At 64.8% G+C, this 18,020-nt stretch carries 13 protein-coding genes; 6 read left to right on the top strand and 7 right to left on the bottom strand.

Annotation, left to right across the window (positions count from 1 at the left end):
* Positions 1 to 487 precede the first annotated feature (487 nt).
* Positions 488 to 2,038: an adenylate/guanylate cyclase domain-containing protein gene (locus tag CH290_RS15775; RefSeq protein WP_027499100.1), complete on the bottom strand. Its 1,551-nt coding sequence runs from the start codon at positions 2,036 to 2,038 to the stop codon at positions 488 to 490.
* Between the two features lie 42 nt (positions 2,039 to 2,080).
* Here CH290_RS15775 and nucS point away from each other — a divergent pair, with 42 nt between their 5' ends.
* Both nucS and CH290_RS15765 read left to right on the top strand, forming a co-directional pair.
* Complete coding sequence (gene nucS / locus CH290_RS15770; RefSeq protein WP_027499099.1) at positions 2,081 to 2,752, top strand: endonuclease NucS; 672 nt, start codon at positions 2,081 to 2,083, stop codon at positions 2,750 to 2,752.
* A 23-nt stretch (positions 2,753 to 2,775) separates the two neighbouring features.
* Positions 2,776 to 3,102 carry an Rv1322 family protein gene (locus CH290_RS15765; RefSeq protein ID WP_080733893.1) on the top strand — a complete coding sequence of 109 codons (327 nt, stop codon included), beginning with the start codon at positions 2,776 to 2,778 and terminating at the stop codon, positions 3,100 to 3,102.
* 19 nt (positions 3,103 to 3,121) lie between these two features.
* Here CH290_RS15765 and CH290_RS15760 read toward each other — a convergent pair whose 3' ends face one another.
* Positions 3,122 to 4,060 (bottom strand): coiled-coil domain-containing protein, encoded by a 939-nt coding sequence (locus tag CH290_RS15760; RefSeq protein WP_019664981.1) that lies wholly within the window; start codon positions 4,058 to 4,060, stop codon positions 3,122 to 3,124.
* A 45-nt stretch (positions 4,061 to 4,105) separates the two neighbouring features.
* Positions 4,106 to 4,585 (bottom strand): methylmalonyl-CoA epimerase, encoded by a 480-nt coding sequence (gene mce, locus CH290_RS15755; RefSeq protein ID WP_019664980.1) that lies wholly within the window; start codon positions 4,583 to 4,585, stop codon positions 4,106 to 4,108.
* A 94-nt stretch (positions 4,586 to 4,679) separates the two neighbouring features.
* Between mce and CH290_RS15750 the strand changes: the two genes are divergently transcribed.
* The 3 genes from CH290_RS15750 to CH290_RS15735 all read left to right on the top strand — a co-directional run bounded on the left by CH290_RS15750 (position 4,680) and on the right by CH290_RS15735 (position 7,510).
* A complete protein-coding gene (locus tag CH290_RS15750; RefSeq protein ID WP_027499098.1) occupies positions 4,680 to 5,870 on the top strand; it encodes an acetyl-CoA C-acetyltransferase in 1,191 nt (396 codons plus the stop codon).
* Positions 5,871 to 5,970: 100 nt separating this feature from the next.
* Positions 5,971 to 6,336: a DUF3817 domain-containing protein gene (locus tag CH290_RS15745; RefSeq protein ID WP_019664978.1), complete on the top strand. Its 366-nt coding sequence runs from the start codon at positions 5,971 to 5,973 to the stop codon at positions 6,334 to 6,336.
* Positions 6,337 to 6,565: 229 nt separating this feature from the next.
* On the top strand, positions 6,566 to 7,510 hold the full coding sequence (locus tag CH290_RS15735; protein ID WP_230593890.1) for a tetratricopeptide repeat protein: 945 nt from the start codon (positions 6,566 to 6,568) through the stop codon (positions 7,508 to 7,510).
* A gap of 29 nt (positions 7,511 to 7,539) precedes the next feature.
* On the opposite strand, the gene CH290_RS15730 is transcribed toward CH290_RS15735, so the two are convergent.
* From CH290_RS15730 to CH290_RS15720, 3 genes are read right to left on the bottom strand one after another with little or no spacing between them, the layout of a single operon-like run.
* On the bottom strand, positions 7,540 to 8,994 hold the full coding sequence (locus CH290_RS15730) for a neutral zinc metallopeptidase (protein ID WP_020113335.1): 1,455 nt from the start codon (positions 8,992 to 8,994) through the stop codon (positions 7,540 to 7,542).
* On the bottom strand, positions 8,995 to 11,190 hold the full coding sequence (gene glgB / locus CH290_RS15725) for a 1,4-alpha-glucan branching protein GlgB (protein WP_019664975.1): 2,196 nt from the start codon (positions 11,188 to 11,190) through the stop codon (positions 8,995 to 8,997).
* A 10-nt stretch (positions 11,191 to 11,200) separates the two neighbouring features.
* The gene (locus CH290_RS15720; RefSeq protein WP_033190373.1) at positions 11,201 to 13,210 is read right to left on the bottom strand and encodes an alpha-1,4-glucan--maltose-1-phosphate maltosyltransferase; all 2,010 of its coding nucleotides are present in this window, start codon (positions 13,208 to 13,210) and stop codon (positions 11,201 to 11,203) included.
* Positions 13,211 to 13,384: 174 nt separating this feature from the next.
* On the opposite strand from CH290_RS15720, the gene glgP reads away from it, so the two are divergent.
* On the top strand, positions 13,385 to 15,967 hold the full coding sequence (gene glgP, locus CH290_RS15715) for an alpha-glucan family phosphorylase (RefSeq protein WP_033190374.1): 2,583 nt from the start codon (positions 13,385 to 13,387) through the stop codon (positions 15,965 to 15,967).
* Here glgP and CH290_RS15710 read toward each other — a convergent pair.
* The gene (locus CH290_RS15710) at positions 15,964 to 18,012 is read right to left on the bottom strand and encodes an ATP-dependent DNA helicase (RefSeq protein WP_033190375.1); all 2,049 of its coding nucleotides are present in this window, start codon (positions 18,010 to 18,012) and stop codon (positions 15,964 to 15,966) included. The two genes, glgP and CH290_RS15710, sit on opposite strands and share 4 nt — an antisense overlap.
* Positions 18,013 to 18,020 lie beyond the last annotated feature (8 nt).

Below are 18,020 nucleotides of genomic sequence, written 5' to 3'. Positions count from 1 at the left end.
CGGAAGCTAAGCCCTCCAGCGCCGATGGTACTGCACCCGACAGGGTGTGGGAGAGTAGGACACCGCCGAACACACTTTCACAGCACACCCCCGGGAACCACACGGTCCCCGGGGGTGTTCTGCATACCCGAACCAAAAACACACCCCACCGCACACCCCCTCAGACACCGGTCGCCCACGTGCCGGACGCTCACCCCCGTGCTGGCACTACGCCGTGCACCTGACACAACGGCGAGCATCCGCACCGATAACCGGTCGAGCACACCCACGAAAACACCCCCCGAATGTGCGCTGACACCACCCCCACACGCACAACACGAGGGTGAATCCACCACCCCGTCCGCCAGGCCAGAAACACAGACGCACGGCCAGGTGCCAGCACTACGGCGTGCACCTGACACAACGGCGAGCGTTTGCGCGAGGACTGACCCGCGCACCCGTTGATTGGCATGGGTTTGCCCCTGCCCCATGTACCCGGGGCGGGACGTCAGGCGGTGGGGGAGGCGAGGACGGTTTCTGCGGATCGGCCGCGGAGGGTGACGCTGTCTCCGAATTCCCAGCATGAGCTTTCGGGATTGGATGCGCCCTCCACCGTGATCTTCGAGGCAAGGATGGCGCCGGGGGCGTTCTTGGCCAGGTCCGACAGGCGGGCGGCTTCGTTGACCGGATCGCCGATGACGGTGTATTCGAAGCGTGACTTCGCACCGACGTTGCCGGCGACTGCGCGTCCGGAGGCGACGCCGACGGCTGCACTGCACTCGGGTACCTCGTCGCGAAGCCGTGTACTGATCTTCCGTGCGGCCGCAAGGGCAGCGCCGCAGTGGTCTTCCATATCGCCCGGAGCTCCGAAGATGGCGAGGGCGGCGTCACCTTCGAATTTGTTGATGAAGCCGCCGTGCTCGTCGACCTCGTCGACCACCACGGCGAAGAATCGGTTGAGAAGTGCGACGACTTCGGCGGGCGGACGCGTCGATGCGATTTCCGTCGAACCGACCAGGTCGATGAAGAAGACCGCAATGTCTCGTTCTTCGCCACCGAGTTCGGGGTTCTTGCTCAGTGCCGCTTCGGCCACCTCGTGTCCGACGTGGCGACCGAAGAGATCACGGATCTTCTCTCGTTCGCGGATGCCGTCGGCCATGCGATTGAAGCCGCTCTGGAGTTCGCCGAGCTCGGTGCCGTCGTACACGGCAAGGTGCACGTCCGAGTTGCCTCGCTCGAGCTCCGCCATTCCCGATCTCACATTGCTGATGGGTGCGGTAGTGGCGAAACCACCCAGGAGAGTCAGGAAGAAACCGAAGACGAGTGTGATACCTCCGAGCGCCAGAATCGCGACGGCCATCTTGTCCGCGTTCGTCTGGTACGGCCTGATGAAGCTGAAGATTGCAATGATCATGAGCCCGGCGACGGGTACTCCGGTCCCGAGGATCCAGGACAGAATCGACCGCCCCATCACACCCGCGATTCGAATGCGTCGTGGATCGCCGGCCTCGAGCGCGCGTGCTGCTGCCGGGCGCAGCGCGAACTCGCTCAGCAGATAGCTGAACGCGCAGACGACGGTTCCACCGGCACCGATCGTGAACGCCACCTTGGGGATCGACTGGGGATCGATGATGCCGTCGATCGTCGTGATCAGGACGAGCCCAACTGTCCACAACAGGATCTGAACGCGGGTGAGCTGCCACGGCATGGACAGCGTGTTGACCTGCTCCTTGCGCGTCGGCTTACGGTCCTCGATCGCCCACCTCAACGCCCGGACGGCACGTGTAGTACCCCAGAGAACACCGACGATGAACGCCAAGCCGACGTAGACCGGAATGACGATGTAATTGACCCACCAGTACTTGGGAACCAGCACATCGGGCCCCGGCACCACAACACTCACCAGTGCACCCACGATGACGGCACCGATGAGATTGGACCCCAGCAGGAAGATCGTGAGCAGTATCTGGACGCGGACACGTCGACGTCTGGGGGACTCGGACGTGTCGCCGAGTAGGCGTGATCCGAGCGGTGCGGCGGATCGTCTGAATTGCGGCATGGTGGTCACAGACTAGCGGTCGGTTTGGCTTAGGGTGGGCAAGTGCGTCTCGTAATTGCTCGGTGCCAAGTGGACTACGTCGGCCGTCTTACCGCTCATCTTCCTCCTGCTAGGAGGCTACTTCTCGTCAAGTCCGACGGGTCGGTCAGTATTCACGCCGACGATCGAGCGTACAAGCCGTTGAACTGGATGAGTCCACCGTGCTGGACTGTCGAATCCACCGAGGACGACACCATCAAATGGGTCGTGACCAACAAGGCCGGCGAGGAACTGCGCATCACGATCGAGGACGTCGAACTCGATTCGAGCCATGAGCTCGGCGTGGACCCCGGTCTCGTCAAGGATGGCGTCGAGTCGCATCTGCAGGAGCTGTTGGCGGAACACGTGGAGACTCTCGGTGAGGGTTACACGTTGGTTCGCCGCGAGTACATGACGGCCATCGGGCCAGTGGATCTGCTGTGCCGCAACGCCGACGGCGGGACGGTCGCGGTGGAGATCAAGCGCCGGGGTGAGATCGACGGCGTCGAACAGCTCACCCGCTATCTCGAGCTGTTGAACCGGGATCCGGTGCTGGCGCCGGTCAGTGGAGTTTTCGCCGCTCAAGTCATCAAACCGCAGGCACGGACGTTGGCGACGGACCGCGGAATCCGTTGCCTGACCCTCGACTACGACGTTCTTCGTGGAACCGAGAGCACGGAGTTTCGGCTGTTCTGACGGCTTCTTCTACAATCGAGACCGTGCCTCGGCGTAATCACGACAGGAAAGCGAGCCGTAGAACCAACGGTTCGCGTGATTCGCGTCCCGATTCGCTGATGGGTGGCGCCCGGATCGAGAGTGGTCCGTCGGGGTGGTCCGACGAGGAGTTCACGACTCGCACCGTCCCCGGAAACCGGGCGACGAAGACCTACCGATGCCCGGGCTGCGATCACGAGATCAGACCTGGGGTGTCGCATATCGTGGCGTGGCCGGCGGCCGAGCTCGGGGGCCCGGACAATCGTCGGCACTGGCATTCCGGCTGCTGGTCGGGGAGGGCGACCCGCGGCCTGACGCGGCGCTGGTCGTAACCAGCGCCGCATTCATCCGTCAGGAAGACGCTTCGGCCTTGTCCTTGTCGTCGGCCTTGTCGGACGACTCGTCGTCCTTGCCGAGTGCGATCGCCTCGGGGGAGTCCAGTAGTTCGCTCTCGCGGTTGACGGACGCCAGCATCGCGGGAACCGAATCGAGTTGTCCGCGAATGCCCAAGAGCTGAGCCAGAACTCGGCTTCGGAGGACCCGAAGTTCCTCGGCGAGTTCCTTCGAATGTGCAATGCGACGTTCGCTCTGCTCGGTAGCGGCCTGGAGTCGACGGGTGGCTTCCGTCGTTGCCTCCTCGATGCGGTGCGCCGCATCGGCCTTGCTCGAGCTTTCGAGATCCTCCAGTGCAGCGAGGATCTTCGTGCGGCGGTCCGCCATCGTGATCTCGAAGTCCTCCTGCACCTTGGCGCGCTTGGCCTCGGACTCCGCAGCGAGCTGGTCACGCTCGGCCTGTGCGGCTTCGACGACTCGCGCCGCCTCCGTCCGGGCCTGAGCCATCGTCTGCTCGTGCTCGGTCTCGAGCGCGGACCGACGTTCTTCCAGCTCGGCTACGAGCGACTCGTGACGGCCGCGGAGACGAGCGCTCTCCTGCTCGGCGACCGAGACCATTTCCTCGGCCTCGGCGTGTGCCTTTGCCCTGACCTCCGATGCCTCGTCCGAAGCGAGGCGGAGCATGCGAGAGATACGGTCGCTCATGCCTTCTGCGGTGGTCGGCGGTACCGACAGGCGATCGATGTCCTTGCGGAGTTCGTCGATCTCGTCTCGGGCGTCGTCGAGTTGCTTGGCCAGGTCGCGGGCCTGTGCAGCCGCGGCATCACGATCAGCGGTCGTCAGCCGCAGTTCGGCGTCGAACCTTTCGAAATAGTTCGTGACTTCGTCGCGGTCGAATCCCTTTCGGACGAGGGAGAAGGGAAGTTGCACACCGGTGCGCTCTTGCTCTGTGGCCATGGCGGTCAATTTACCGGTGCGTAGGGTAGAGAGCCAGACGATGGGTCAATGGATCGGACTTTTGGTCGGTTCTACGAGTTCGATGAGGACTCCGCCCGCATCTTTGGGATGAACGAAGTTGATTTTCGAGTCCGCAGTGCCTCGGCGGGGCTCGTCGTAGAGCAGTCGAACGCCGCGCGCCCGCAACTCCGTCGAGATCCGGCCGATGTCCGTGACGCGATATGCGAGCTGCTGCAAGCCCGGCCCGTTGCGATCGATGAACTTGGCGATCGTCGAGTTCTCGTCGAGCGGCGCGAGGAGCTGCAACGCCGTCGACCCGTCCGAGGCGCCGGGGAAGGACAACATCGCCTCGCGAACTCCCTGGCTTTCGTTGACCTCTTCGTGGGTCGAGACCATGCCGAGATGCTCGGCGTACCAGGCGATGGCTACATCGAGATCGGGGACGGCAATACCGACGTGGTCGATCGCCGTGACGAGGTCTGATGGAAGAGGGAGTCCCTTGGACGGTCGAGTGTCGGTAGTCATAGAGTCGACGTTAGCGGTGGTTGCTTGGCAACGCTCACCGGGGCTGTCAAAGTAAATGGCGACTAACTTCGTCGCATACGGTTGGAGGAACATCGTGACCACGTCCGTCATCGTCGCCGGGGCCAGGACCCCGGTTGGTCGGTTGTCCGGAGCACTGAAGGATTTCTCGGGTTCGGATCTCGGCGGGATCGCGATCAAGGGCGCGTTGGACAAGTCGGGGGTGGCTCCCGAGCTTGTCGAGTACGTCATCATGGGGCAGGTTCTGACCGCGGGTGCGGGTCAGATCCCGGCACGGCAGGCTGCGGTCGCGGCGGGGATTCCGATGGATGTTCCGGCGTTGACGATCAACAAGGTGTGTCTGTCGGGTGTCGATGCGATCGCGTTGGCCGATCAGCTGATCCGGGCGGGGGAATTCGAGGTCGTCGTCGCCGGTGGTCAGGAATCGATGACCCAAGCACCGCACATGCTCGAGAAGTCGCGTGCGGGGTTCAAGTACGGCGATGTGACGATGAAGGATCACCTCGCCTACGACGGCTTGTACGACATCTTCACCGATCAGGCGATGGGCGGGCTCACCGAATCGCGTAACGAGGGTGCGGTCGCGTCCACCCGTGAGGAGCAGGACGCGTTCGCGGCGGCGTCGCATCAGCGTGCGGCGACGGCGTGGAAGAACGGTGTGTTCGACGACGAGGTCGTGCCGGTGCAGATCCCGCAGCGCAAGGGCGATCCGATCGTGTTCTCCCAGGACGAGGGCATCCGTGCCGACACCACCACCGACACCCTGGCCAAGCTGCGGCCGGCGTTCTCCAAGAGCGGCACCATCACCGCGGGTAATGCCTCGACGATCAACGACGGTGCCGCCGCGGTGATCGTGATGAGCAAGGCCAAGGCCGAAAGCTTGGGGCTGGAGTGGATCGCGGAGATCGGTGCACACGGTGTCGTTGCCGGGCCGGATTCGTCGTTGCAGTCGCAGCCGGCGCGGGCGATCGTGAAAGCGTGCGCGAAGGAAGGGATCGATCCGAAGGCTTTGGATCTGATCGAGATCAACGAGGCGTTCGCTGCGGTCGGTATCGCCTCGACGCGTGAACTGGGTGTGGACGAGAGCAAGGTCAACGTCAACGGTGGTGCTATCTCCATCGGGCATCCTCTTGGGATGTCCGGTGCGCGTATCGCTCTGCACCTCGCGCTGGAACTGCAGCGCCGCGGCGGTGGTGTCGGCGCAGCTGCACTGTGCGGCGGAGGCGGACAAGGCGACGCGCTGATCATTCGGGTGCCGAAGAAGTAAAGAGAAAGTAAGCCCACAGCATGGTGGCTCTGGTCAAGACCTACGGGTGAGATCAGAGCCACTACGCTGTGTCGTAGTAGTTCGGGCACAATGGTCTTCCATGGTGAACTTCTTCGACCTGAGCACGACCGCCAAGCGCTTCCGTTTCGTCGCAGTCCTGGAGGCCCTCACGTGGCTCGGTCTGCTCATCGGAATGGCGTTCAAGTACATCCCGGCCGACGGCAACGAGATCGGCGTCAAGATCTTCGGACCGATTCATGGCGCTGTTTTCGTCCTCTACCTGGTCGTCACGGTCGTCACGGCGGTGAAGCTGCGCTGGAACGTCGTCACGACACTTCTCGCCGCAGTCGCCAGCGTGCCGCCGTTCGGCACGGTCGTCTTCGAAATCTGGGCAGCGCGGACAGGAAAGCTCGCTGAGCTCAGTGGACCGGGCGTCGGTCTCGGTAAGGGCTCGACCGTCGCGTAGGAGTGGAGCCTGCGGAATGACCCGGGTTGGGCGGGAGTGGAGCCTGCGGAATGACCCGGGTTGGGCGGGAGTGGAGCCTGCGGAATGACCCGGATTGGGCAGGAGTGGAGTGGAGCCTGCGGAATGACCCGGATTGGGCAGGAGTGGAGTGGAGCCTGCGGAATGACCCGGGCGGGAGCGACGACCTTCCCGGTAGTGGGCGGGCGGATGAGATGACAAACTGTAGAGCGTGACTCGTCCCGGTTCTCGCTCGTCAGCCCGTCCGCCAGCAGCTGTTCCGGCATCCATCGCCGGTGCAGTGGATCTGTCCGCCCTGAAAGACCGTCCGGCGCCGCCACCTGCGGCGGCTGGTGAGGTCGCCGAAGGCGGTTTGCCTCCGATCGTCGACGTGACGACCGCCACTTTCGAAGACGAGGTTCTACGCCGATCGTCTCAGGTGCCGGTCGTCGTCGATCTGGGTTCTGCCCGGTCGCCGCAGTCTGTTTCGCTCACTCGTCTGCTCGGACAGCTGGCTCTGGAGGCCGGCGGCCGGTGGATCCATGCACGCGTCGACGTGGATACCAACCCGCAGATCGCGCAGGCGTTCGGTGTGCAGGCGATCCCCACCGTCGTTGCTGTCGCGGGTGGACAGCCCCTCGCTGACTTCCAGGGATCGCAGCCGGAGGATCAGCTTCGGAAGTGGATCGAGGCGATCGAACAGGCCACGGCCGGAAAGCTCACGGGGCCTCCTGGAGCAGAGCCGATCGAAGACGAGCCGGAGCCGGAAGACCCGAGGCTCGTGGCGGCCGAAGAGGCCCTCGACGAGGGCGACTTCGACAAGGCCATCGCGGCGTACGAGGACATCATCGCTGCCGAGCCTGCGAACGCCGACGCCAAAGCTGCGCTGCGGCAGGTCAAGTTCCTGGCGCGGGTGCAGAACGTCGACGCCGATGCTGTGGCGAAGGCCGACGCCGACCCTGCCGATGTCGCGGCACGGATCGAAGCTGCCGACGTCGAACTGTCGCAGCAGAATCCAGAGGCAGCGTTCGGCCGTCTCATCGACGGCGTCAAGCGCACTGCGGGTGACGAGAGAACGCAGTTGCGGACCCGGTTGCTCGAGCTGTTCGAACTGTTCGACGCCGCCGACCCTGTTGTTGTCGCGGCGCGCAGGAAGCTCGCGTCCGCGCTGTACTGACCGGGCTGTACTGACCGGGTTGTTCGGCCTCAGCGGTAGCGGGCGTTGCAGGTGTCCTGGCCGCCCAGAACTCCCGAGCGGAACGCGTCGACACGCGAGAAGCCGCTCGGGAGGGTGACGCCGTTGATGTCGCTTGCCGTCAATCCGTCACTGAGGAGACCGGACACGGCCTCGTCGAGGTCGCCGGGGGACAGCCACACTTCGAGGTCGGTGGCCTCCGGGTTCTCCGAACTCAACCCGGCGGTGATCACTCCGGACAGGCATGCCGAGCGCAGCGCGGTCTGGGGGTTGTCGAGCGGCTGTCCTGCCGCGTTCTGGACCGCGAGCGTGTAGCGGGATGCGAACAGCACATAGGCGCTGTAATCGCCGGAGACGTTCAGAGGGATGACGTCACCGCGCCGTGGCCGCTCGGCGGTTCCGAGCTCGGCGAGCGCTGGAACGTCCACACCGATGGTGTTGCTCGATGCGCAGTACGACACCGGCTCGGTCGACGTTCCTTCCGGGCAGCCGGTGTCGGTGCCGTCGTAGGACACCGTCGGGGGATTCGGAAGTGCAAGAAGGCTTTCGAAGGACCGCACGAAGGCTTGCAGCGTTTCCTCGGTCACCGGCAGTTCACCGTCGTCGTCGGCGTCGGAGAATTTCTGTGGGAGATCCGCTCGGCGCGAATCGATCTCCGCCTCGTCGATGGCTACGCATGCAGACGCGCCATCGGTGAAACCGAGCTGTACAGCGGTGACTCGCTCGAACGCCGAACCGTGCACCGAATCCGGGTCGTTGGGGTCGACGTCACGCACCGCGACCGTCGCGGCGAGCACGCCGTTCAGCCCGTCGGACGTGTTGATGGTGAAGTGCGGCGACTCGTCCTCGGCGACATGCCGGATGAATGCGCCTGCGAAACAGTCGGCCTGCTGCTCGGCCACGATGGTCGGAGTGTCCTCTCCGACCAGACCGGACTGATGCTGAATCGAATGGCCGTACTCGTGAGCGATGACCATGACCACTGCCATGGGGCCGAAGGCGTCGATCAGTGCAGGCAACAGAATTGTTCGGTCCCAGCCGATCGTGTCGTCCTTCATGCAATACGCAGCGTTGGGGATACCGCCGGTCCGGAAACCACAGAAACGTGCTCCCTGACCTTCCTCCTCGCTCGCATCCCACGAGATCAGCTCCGACACCGGAGTGAACTGCGTCTTGAACAAGTCGGGATACGTCTGCGTCCAGTACCGCTGGATGTCCTCGATCGCGTTGGTCGCGATGACATCCGAGTCGGTACCCTCCGAGCCCGTCACCTGCAGAGTGGAGTTAGTCATGCCGGGGCGCGGACCACTGGGACCGTCGGTGACAGGCAGACCCGCCACGGTGAACGGGTTGTCGTAGATCGACACGGCGCGGCCGTCGACGCTCTGCGCGCACGACGCGAGCAGAGCCGACGCTGCGATCAGTGCGGTCATCCACAGTGTGCGTCGGGTACGACCGCGACTCATCTATCGCTCCAGTTTGATCCAGATCGCTCCGTTGGCGGGGAGCGCGACCTGCGCGGACGCGGGTCGGCCATGCCATGAGTGCGAAGTTGCCGTCACTTCTCCGAGATTGCCGACACCGCTTCCGCCGTACGAGGTGGCATCCGTGTTGAGGATCTCGCTCCAACGTCCCAGTTCCGGTAGTCCGACACGATAGTCGCCGCGTACGACTCCTGAGAAGTTGAAGATGCACGCCACCACAGACCCGTCGGATCCGTAACGCAGAAAACTCAGGACATTGTTCTCGGTGTCGTTGGCGTCGATCCAGGAGTAGCCGCTGGGGGAGGTGTCCAAGGTCCACAGCGCCGAGTGCTGCCGATACGTCGCGTTCAGGTCGGTGACCAGGTTGAGGACTCCGCGGTGGAGACCGTCGTCGTCGAGGTGGAACCAGTCGAGTCCACGTTCTTCCGACCATTCGCGAATCTGGCCGAATTCCTGACCCATGAACAGCAGTTGCTTGCCCGGGTGCGCCCACATGTAGGCCAGCATTCCGCGCAGACCGGCCGCCTTCGCGTGATCGTCGCCGGGCATACGCGTCCACAACGTACCCTTGCCGTGCACCACTTCGTCGTGACTGATCGGCAGCAGGTAGTTCTCGCTCCACGCATACACGAGCGAGAACGTGATCTCGTGGTGGTGGTACGTCCGGTGGATCGGATCACGCCCCAGGAAACCGAGCGTGTCGTGCATCCACCCCATGTTCCACTTCATGTTGAAGCCCAAGCCGCCGACATTCGTCGGACGAGTGACGCCCGGCCAGGCCGTCGACTCCTCGGCGACGGTCACGACTCCCTGGAACTTCTTGTGTACGGTCGCGTTCATCTCCTGCAGGAACGAGACCGCTTCGAGGTTCTCGCGGCCACCGTGAATGTTGGGGGTCCACCCGCCCTCGGGGCGTGAGTAGTCCAGGTAGAGCATCGACGCGACGGCGTCCACGCGGAGTCCGTCGATGTGGAACTCGTCGAGCCAGAACAAGGCGTTCGCGACGAGGAAGTTGCGGACCTCGCGTCGGCCGAAATCGAAAACCAATGTGCCCCAGTCGAGCTGCTCGCCGCGCTTGGGATCGCCGTGCTCGTACAACGGGCCACCGTCGAACCGGGCCAGCGCCCATTCGTCCTTGGGGAAATGCGCGGGCACCCAGTCGACGATGACGCCGATGCCTCGCTCGTGCAGGTGATCGACGAAGTAGCGAAAATCGTCGGGGCTGCCGAAACGGGATGTCGGAGCGTAGTAGGACGTGACCTGGTAACCCCACGACCCACCGAACGGATGTTCCGCCACGGGAAGCAGTTCGACGTGCGTGAAGCCGGTCTCGATGACGTAGTCCGCGAGCTGATGCGCGACTTCGCGATAACCGAGGCCCTGACGCCACGACGCCAGGTGCACCTCGTAGACACTCATCGGTGCCGCGGTGGGCTCGATGCCTGCACGGGTGTCGAGCCAGGCGTCGTCGGTCCACTCGAACTCGGAACTGGAGACGACCGACGCGGTGGCAGGCGGAATCTCGGTGGCGAACGCCATCGGGTCGGCCTTGTCCCGGGTGACTCCGTCCGAGCCGTGGATGCGGTACTTGTAGATCGCACCCGGCTGCAGGTCCGGGACGAACAGTTCCCAGACGCCGGTGGACCCGAGAGCGCGCATCGGGAAGCTGCGACCGCTCCAGCCGTCGAAGTCGCCGATGACGGTGACTCCGGACGCAGCAGGCGCCCAGACCGCGAACGACACACCACTGACGTCGCCGTCGGGAGTGGTGTAGTTCTGTCGATGGGCTCCCAGGATGTCCCAGAGCCTTTCGTGCCGTCCCTCGCCGAACAGATGCAGATCCAGTTCGCCCAGGGTCGGCAGGAACCGATAGCCGTCGGCGGCCACCGAGACATGCCCGCCCGGCCACGTCGTGACCAGCCGGTAGTCCATCAGATCCTCGAACGGGACCAGGCCCGAGAACACGCCGTGCGCGACGTGTGTCAGCGGGTAGTCGGTACCACCGATTCGCGCGACGACGGAATCCGCGTTCGGCTTCAGAGCGCGGATCGCGGTCCCGCCCGGTGCGGGGTGCGCTCCGAGCACCGAGTGTGGGTTGTAGTGCGTGCCCTGCGCCAACAACTCCAGGTCGTTGGCGCTGGGTGCTGCCGTGTCGGTGGTGCTCTGGTTCTCGCTCAAGGTGTTCGACTCACTTCCGGTTGCCGCGGTAGGCCAAGTCGAGACGCGCCGGATACGGAATGGGCGGAAGCGCAAGGATGTGCGCGACTGCCTTCCACGGCTCCAACTTCACGAAATTGGCCTGACCCCAATGGAACTGCTGACCGGTCACCTCGTCGGTGACCGTCAGCGTGTCGTGCCAGTCGAGCCCGATCTGCGGCATGTCCAGCCAGATCGTGCCCTCCTCCGATCCGAACGGGTCGAGATTGATCACCACGAGCACCGAATCCCCGGTGCCCGGATCGAACTTCGAGTACGCGATGAGTGCGTCGTTGTCCACGTTGTGGAAGTGGATGTTGCGCAGCTGCTGTAGAGCGGGATGTGCGCGTCGGATGGAGTTGAGCGTGGCGAGCCACGGTTCCAGGGACTCTCCGCGCGCCAACGCGCCTTCGAAGTCGCGTGGACGAAGCTGATACTTCTCGGAGTCGAGGTATTCCTCGCTTCCCGGCCGTACCGCCTGATGTTCGTACAGTTCGTATCCCGAGTACACGCCCCACGTCGGAGACATCGTCGCGGCCAGAGCAGCGCGCAGCGCGAACACTCCGGGACCGCCGTGCTGCAGACTCTCGTGCAGGATGTCCGGGGTGTTGACGAACAGGTTGGGACGCGCATCGTCGGCCCGACGAGCATGCTCCTCGGCGAATTCGGTGAGCTCCCACTTGGCTGTTCGCCACGTGAAATACGTGTAGGACTGCGTGAACCCGCGCATCGCCAACCCGTACATACGTGCGGGACGGGTGAAGGCCTCGGCCAGAAAGAGGACCTCGGGGTGCGTCTTCTTGACCTCCGCGATCAGCCATTCCCAGAAGTCCGGTGGCTTGGTGTGCGGGTTGTCGACCCGGAAGATCTTGACGCCCAACGACACCCAGTATCGAACGACCCGAAGGACCTCGTCGTAGATTCCTCGTCGGTCGTTGTCGAAGTTGACCGGATAGATGTCCTGGTACTTCTTCGGGGGATTCTCCGCGTACGCAATGGTGCCGTCGGGAAGAACGGTGAACCACTCCGGGTGGTTCTGCGCCCACGGATGATCGGGAGCGGCCTGGAGAGCCAGATCCAGCGCGACCTCCAGATCGAGCGCATGGGCGGCGTCGACGAAGGCTCGAAAATCGGCTTCCGTGCCCAGCTCCGGGTGGATGGCGTCGTGTCCGCCGTCCTTCGAGCCGATCGCCCACGGCGAGCCCACGTCGTCCGGCCCCGGGGTCAGAGTGTTGTTCGGGCCCTTGCGGTTGATCGTTCCGATCGGATGGATCGGGGGCAGGTACACCACGTCGAAGCCCATCCGGGCGACGCGGGGGAGCTGCTCGGTCGATGTAGCGAACGTGCCGTGACGCGGGCTGCCGTCGTCGTTCCATCCACCCGTCGAGCGCGGGAAGAACTCGTACCAGGCGCCGTTCAGCGCGCGCGCTCGATCGACCCAGATGTTGATGCCGTTGGACCGAGTCACCAGTTCACGCAGCGGATGTTCGTGCAGCAACGCCGAGACAGCGGACGCGAACGCCGGGGACACGCGAGCAGGCAACTGGCGATCGGTGTCCCGCAGGGCGACGACGACGTCCTTCAACAGAGCGCGATCCTCGGCGGGGACACCGTCGGCAGCACGTTCGAACAGCCGGGCGCCGATCTCGAGATCGTTCGCGAGTTCCGCGGCGCTCTGCCCGACCCCGAGTTTGGCCTCGACCGCGTGGCGCCAGGTTGCGACCGGGTCGCTCCACGCCTCGATCCTGCAGATCCAGTACCCGGGAGCAGTAGGAGTGAAGATCGCGTCGAACGTATCGGGTTCACGCCCGGGCGTCATGGTGATCCGCAGCGGCGTACGCAGCCCAGGGCCACGGACGGCCAGCGTCGCGGCAACGGCGTCATGGCCTTCGCGCCACACGTCGGCCGACACCGGAAAAGCCTCGCCCACCACCGCTTTCGCGGGATACTTCCCGGTAGATGTGTCTGGAAGGACATTGTCGATACCGAGTCGACCTGTCACTTCACGCTCCGTTCTTCGCTTCGAGGACTCCTCGCGGTGAGGCGAGAGCCCGGGTCAGTTCGCTGTCGGCGTGCTCGGTGTCAACCGTAGTGCAGTCGCGCTGGCTGCGCCGGTGTCGGAGACAGATCGGCAAGTCGGTGCACCACGCGGTCGACGGTGGGTAGGGTTTCGCTCGTGAAAGCTTTGCGTCGGTTCACTGTCCGAGCCCACCTGCCCGAGCGCTTGCATGCCCTCGAGGAACTCTCGACAAACCTCCGCTGGTCGTGGCACGCGCCCACCCAGGAGCTGTTCGAGGAAATCGATCCGCAACTGTGGGCGAGCACGGAGCGAGACCCGATCGCGTTGCTCGGTGCCGTCGCGCCGTCGCGGCTGGAGGAACTGGCCGGGAGCGACGAGTTCACTCGAAAGCTGGACAACCTGGCAGCCGATCTTCGTGGATACCTGGCCCGCCCGCTCTGGTATCAGAAGAACGCGGAGGCTGGACGGTCACTGCCGTTGGGAATTGCGTATTTCTCGATGGAGTTCGGCGTCAGCGAGGTCCTTCCCAACTACTCCGGCGGTCTCGGCATCCTCGCCGGCGACCACCTCAAGGCGGCGTCGGATCTGGGTCTGCCGTTGATCGGCGTCGGTCTGCTCTACCGCTCCGGCTACTTTCGTCAGTCTCTGACCGCAGACGGTTGGCAGGCAGAGAGGTATCCCTCGCTCGATCCGCAGGGGCTTCCGCTTCGCATTCTCGCCGACGCGTCGGGCGTTCCCGTCCTCATCCACGTCGCGATGCCCGGATCGCGGGTGTTGCGGGCACGGGTGTGGATCGCGCAGGTCGGACGGGTGCCGCTGTTGCTGCTCGACTCCGACATCCCGGACAACGATCCTGAGCTTCGCGGCGTGACCGACAGGCTCTACGGCGGCGACCAGGACCACCGCATCAAACAGGAGATCCTTGCTGGAATCGGCGGGGTTCGAGCCGTCCGCGCGTACACGCACGAATACGGCCTGCCGGACCCGGAAGTGTTTCACATGAACGAGGGGCACGCCGGCTTCCTCGGCGCCGAGCGCATTCGAGAACTCGTCACCTCGAAGGGACTGGACTTCGATTCCGCGTTGGCATCGGTGCGTTCGGGAACGGTGTTCACCACCCACACCCCGGTCCCTGCAGGCATCGACCGTTTTCCAGCCGACCTGGTCCGCCACTACTTCGGTGCCCAGGACGGCTCGTCCGACTCCTCGCTGCTCCCTGGTCTTCCGCTGGAGCGCATTCTGGCGTTGGGCGCGGAGAACGACAGGTCCGTGTTCAACATGGCCCACATGGGGCTGCGTCTCGGGCAACGCGCCAACGGCGTCTCGAAACTGCACGGCATCGTCAGTCGCGAGATGTTCAGCGACCTGTGGCGCGGATTCGACAGCGCCGAAGTGCCGATCGGTTCGGTCACCAACGGTGTGCACGCCCCGACCTGGGCGGCGCGCGAGTGGCTCGATCTGGCACACGAGGTCGTCGGAGCAGAAGCGTTGGAGGAGGCGCGCGGCTGGGAACAACTGCACACGGTCCCGTCGGCGAGGCTGTGGTCGACGAGAAACGAACTGCGCGGCAGGTTGGTCGACGAGGTCCGACGGCGGGTGCGCCGCTCGGCTCTCGAGCGTGGATCGACGGAGGCCGAACTGGGTTGGACTGCAACGGTGTTCGATCCCGACGTGCTCACTGTCGGCTTCGCGCGACGGGTACCGACCTACAAGCGTTTGACGTTGATGCTTCGGGAACCGGAGCGTCTGAAGCGTCTGCTTCTCGATCCCGAGCGTCCCGTTCAGTTGGTGGTAGCCGGCAAGTCCCATCCCGCCGACGACGGTGGCAAGGCGTTGATTCAGCAGATCGTCCGGTTCGCCGACGAAGCCGACGTGCGGCATCGCATCGTGTTCCTGCCCGATTACGACATGTCGATGGCACGCTACCTGTACTGGGGATGCGATGTGTGGCTGAACAATCCACTGCGTCCCCTCGAAGCATGCGGGACGTCCGGCATGAAGTCCGCTCTCAACGGTGGACTGAATCTGTCCATCCGAGACGGATGGTGGGACGAGATGTACGACGGCGAGAACGGGTGGGCGATCCCGACGGCGGACGGGATGGCCGACGAGAGCCGTCGTGACGACCTGGAAGCTGCTGCACTGTACGAACTGCTGGAACAAGCTGTGCTGCCGAAGTTCTACGATCGCACCGACGGGGTCCCGACGCGGTGGATCGAAATGGTCCGGCACACGCTCGAACATCTGGGTCCGAAGGTGCTGGCATCGCGCATGGTCCGCGATTACACCCTCGGTCTGTACGCACCCGCGGCCGAGGCGGCGCGTGCAGTCGATGCCGAGGAGTACGCCGGGGCGAAAGACGTCGCGGCCTACCGGAACCGCGTCGAATCGTCGTGGCAGTCGGTGGAAGTCGTGCAGGTCGACAGTGAAGGCTTGCCGGATACCCCCGTCATCGGCGCCAAGCTCACGTTGCGTGCCTACGTTCGGCTGGGTGGCCTGTCCGCCGGTGACGTGTCGGTTCAGGCGGTGCTCGGTCGGGTCGACGAGAACGAGAACCTGACCGACACCCGGACCGTCGCGATGAGTCATGCCGGAACCGACTCGCTCGGTGAGGTTTTCGTGACCGACACCGCGCTACCGGTCAGCGGGGCCGTCGGCTACACGGTACGAGTGCTACCGCACCACGATCTGTTCGCGGGTGACGCCGAGCTCGGCCTGGTCAAGATGCCGGTGTCCTAGCTCTTGCCTGCGAGACGGGTGAGAGCTTTGCGCACGACCTCCGGGTCCGACGTCTCCCAGAACGGAGGCAGTGAGGCACGCAGGTAGCCGCCGTAGCGGGCCGTCGCCAGCCGAGAATCGAGCATGGCGACGACCCCGCGGTCGTCGACGCTGCGGAGCAACCGACCGACGCCCTGCGCCAGCAGAAGGGCCGCATGATTCGCCGCAACCGCGAGGAATCCGTTTCCCCCACGCGATTGGACGGCCTGTTGCCTCGCGACGAGAAGTGGGTCGTCGGGCCGCGGAAACGGGATGCGATCCAGAATCACCAAGCTCAGCGACGGGCCCGGCACGTCGACGCCCTGCCACAGAGACAGAGTGCCGAACAGTGACGTGGCCTCGTCGGCCGCGAACTTGTCCACCAGAGCTCCGGTCGCGTCGTCGCCTTGACACAGAATCGGAGTGTCCAGCCGTTCACGCATCGCCTCGGCTGCGGCTTTCGCCGCACGCATCGAGGAGAACAGGCCGAGTGTCCGGCCTCCCGCCGCACTGACCAACTTCTCGATCTCGTCGAGGTACAGCGGAGACAGCCCGTCGCGGCCGGGCGCCGGGAGATGCTCGGCCACGTAGAGAATGCCTGATTTGGCGTGGTCGAACGGTGATCCGACATCGAGCGAATTCCAGTGGAACGACGCTGTGTCCGACGGCGGCTCGATGCCGGACGCGGTGGCGGTGTCGCTTCGACCCGTGTTCTCCGCAGGCAGACCCCAGTTCACGGCCAGGCCGTCGAACGATCCGCCGACCGTCAGAGTCGCCGAGGTGAGGACGACCGTCGACTCCGCGAACAACCGTGAACGCAACAGGCCGCCGACCGACAGCGGAGCCATCCGGACCGTGCGTTTGACGTTCCCCCGGAAGTCGTCGACGGCGTGCCAGACGACATCCTTACGCTTGGCGGGGTCGGGCTCGTCGAATGCCTCGAGAACCCGCACGGCACTGTCGTGAACCTCGTCGACCGCGACGAGCGCCGCATTGCGTGCGGCAGCTGCCTCCGGGTCCGTTGCCGCCATCCCGGGCTTCTGCGGACCGATCGCGGTGCGCACCGCCCACGCGGAATCCCTGATCGACGCCAGCGCCGGGGCCACGTCGTCGGGAAGCGCTGCCCACCGGCCGGGAGGTAGATCGTCCAGCACCGCACCCCAGTTCTCGGCCGCGCCGTCGAGTGCGTCGACGATCTCCTCTTCGATCAACTTGCTGCAGCGCCGAGCAGCTGCGGTGACGGTTGCCGCCGACAACTCCGACGTGGCAACGCCGGTGACGCGGTCCACGAGCTCGTGCGCCTCGTCGATGACCACCACATCGTGCTCGGGGAGGATCTGAATACCGGTGATGGCGTCGATTGCGAGGAGTGCGTGATTGGTGACCACGACGTCCACCTGTGCAGCCTCGGCGCGAGCCCGCTCGGCAAAGCAGTCCTCACCGACGGGACAGCGCGACTTGCCGAGGCATTCGCGGGCGGTGACGCTGACCTGCCGCCACGCCTGATCGCTGACTCCGGGCACGACGTCGTCGCGGTCGCCGGTCTCGGTGTCCGACGACCACTTGGTCAGACGCACGACCTCGCGGCCGAGCCGGGACACGGCGAAAGCGTCGAACAATTCGGCTTCCGGCGCCTCCTCGGACGCACCGGAGTGGATCTTGTTCATGCACAGGTAGTTGTTGCGGCCCTTGAGGATCGCGAACTTCGGCCGCCGGCCGATAGCGCCGGTCAGTGCGTCGGCGAGGCGCGGTAGGTCGCGATCCACGAGCTGACGTTGCAGTGCGATCGTTGCGGTGGACACCACGACCGTGCGGCCCGACTCGACGGCGTGCCTGATGCTCGGAACCAGGTACGCGAGCGACTTACCGGTGCCGGTACCGGCCTGAACAGCAAGGTGCTGACCGGTGTCGATGGAATGCGCGACAGCCGACGCCATGGTGAGCTGGTTGCTTCTTTCCTTGCCCCCGAGAGCGTGTACCGCGACCTTCAGCAGGACGGGCACGGTGGGGAGTTCGGTCTTCGGCACCGAAGAAG

It is taken from the genome of Rhodococcus sp. 06-156-4, assembly GCF_002259345.1.
In the GTDB taxonomy this organism is placed as follows: domain Bacteria; phylum Actinomycetota; class Actinomycetes; order Mycobacteriales; family Mycobacteriaceae; genus Rhodococcoides; species Rhodococcoides fascians_E.
The sequence above is the reverse complement of the archived record's forward strand: the minus strand, read 5'-3'. Positions and strand labels throughout refer to the sequence as shown.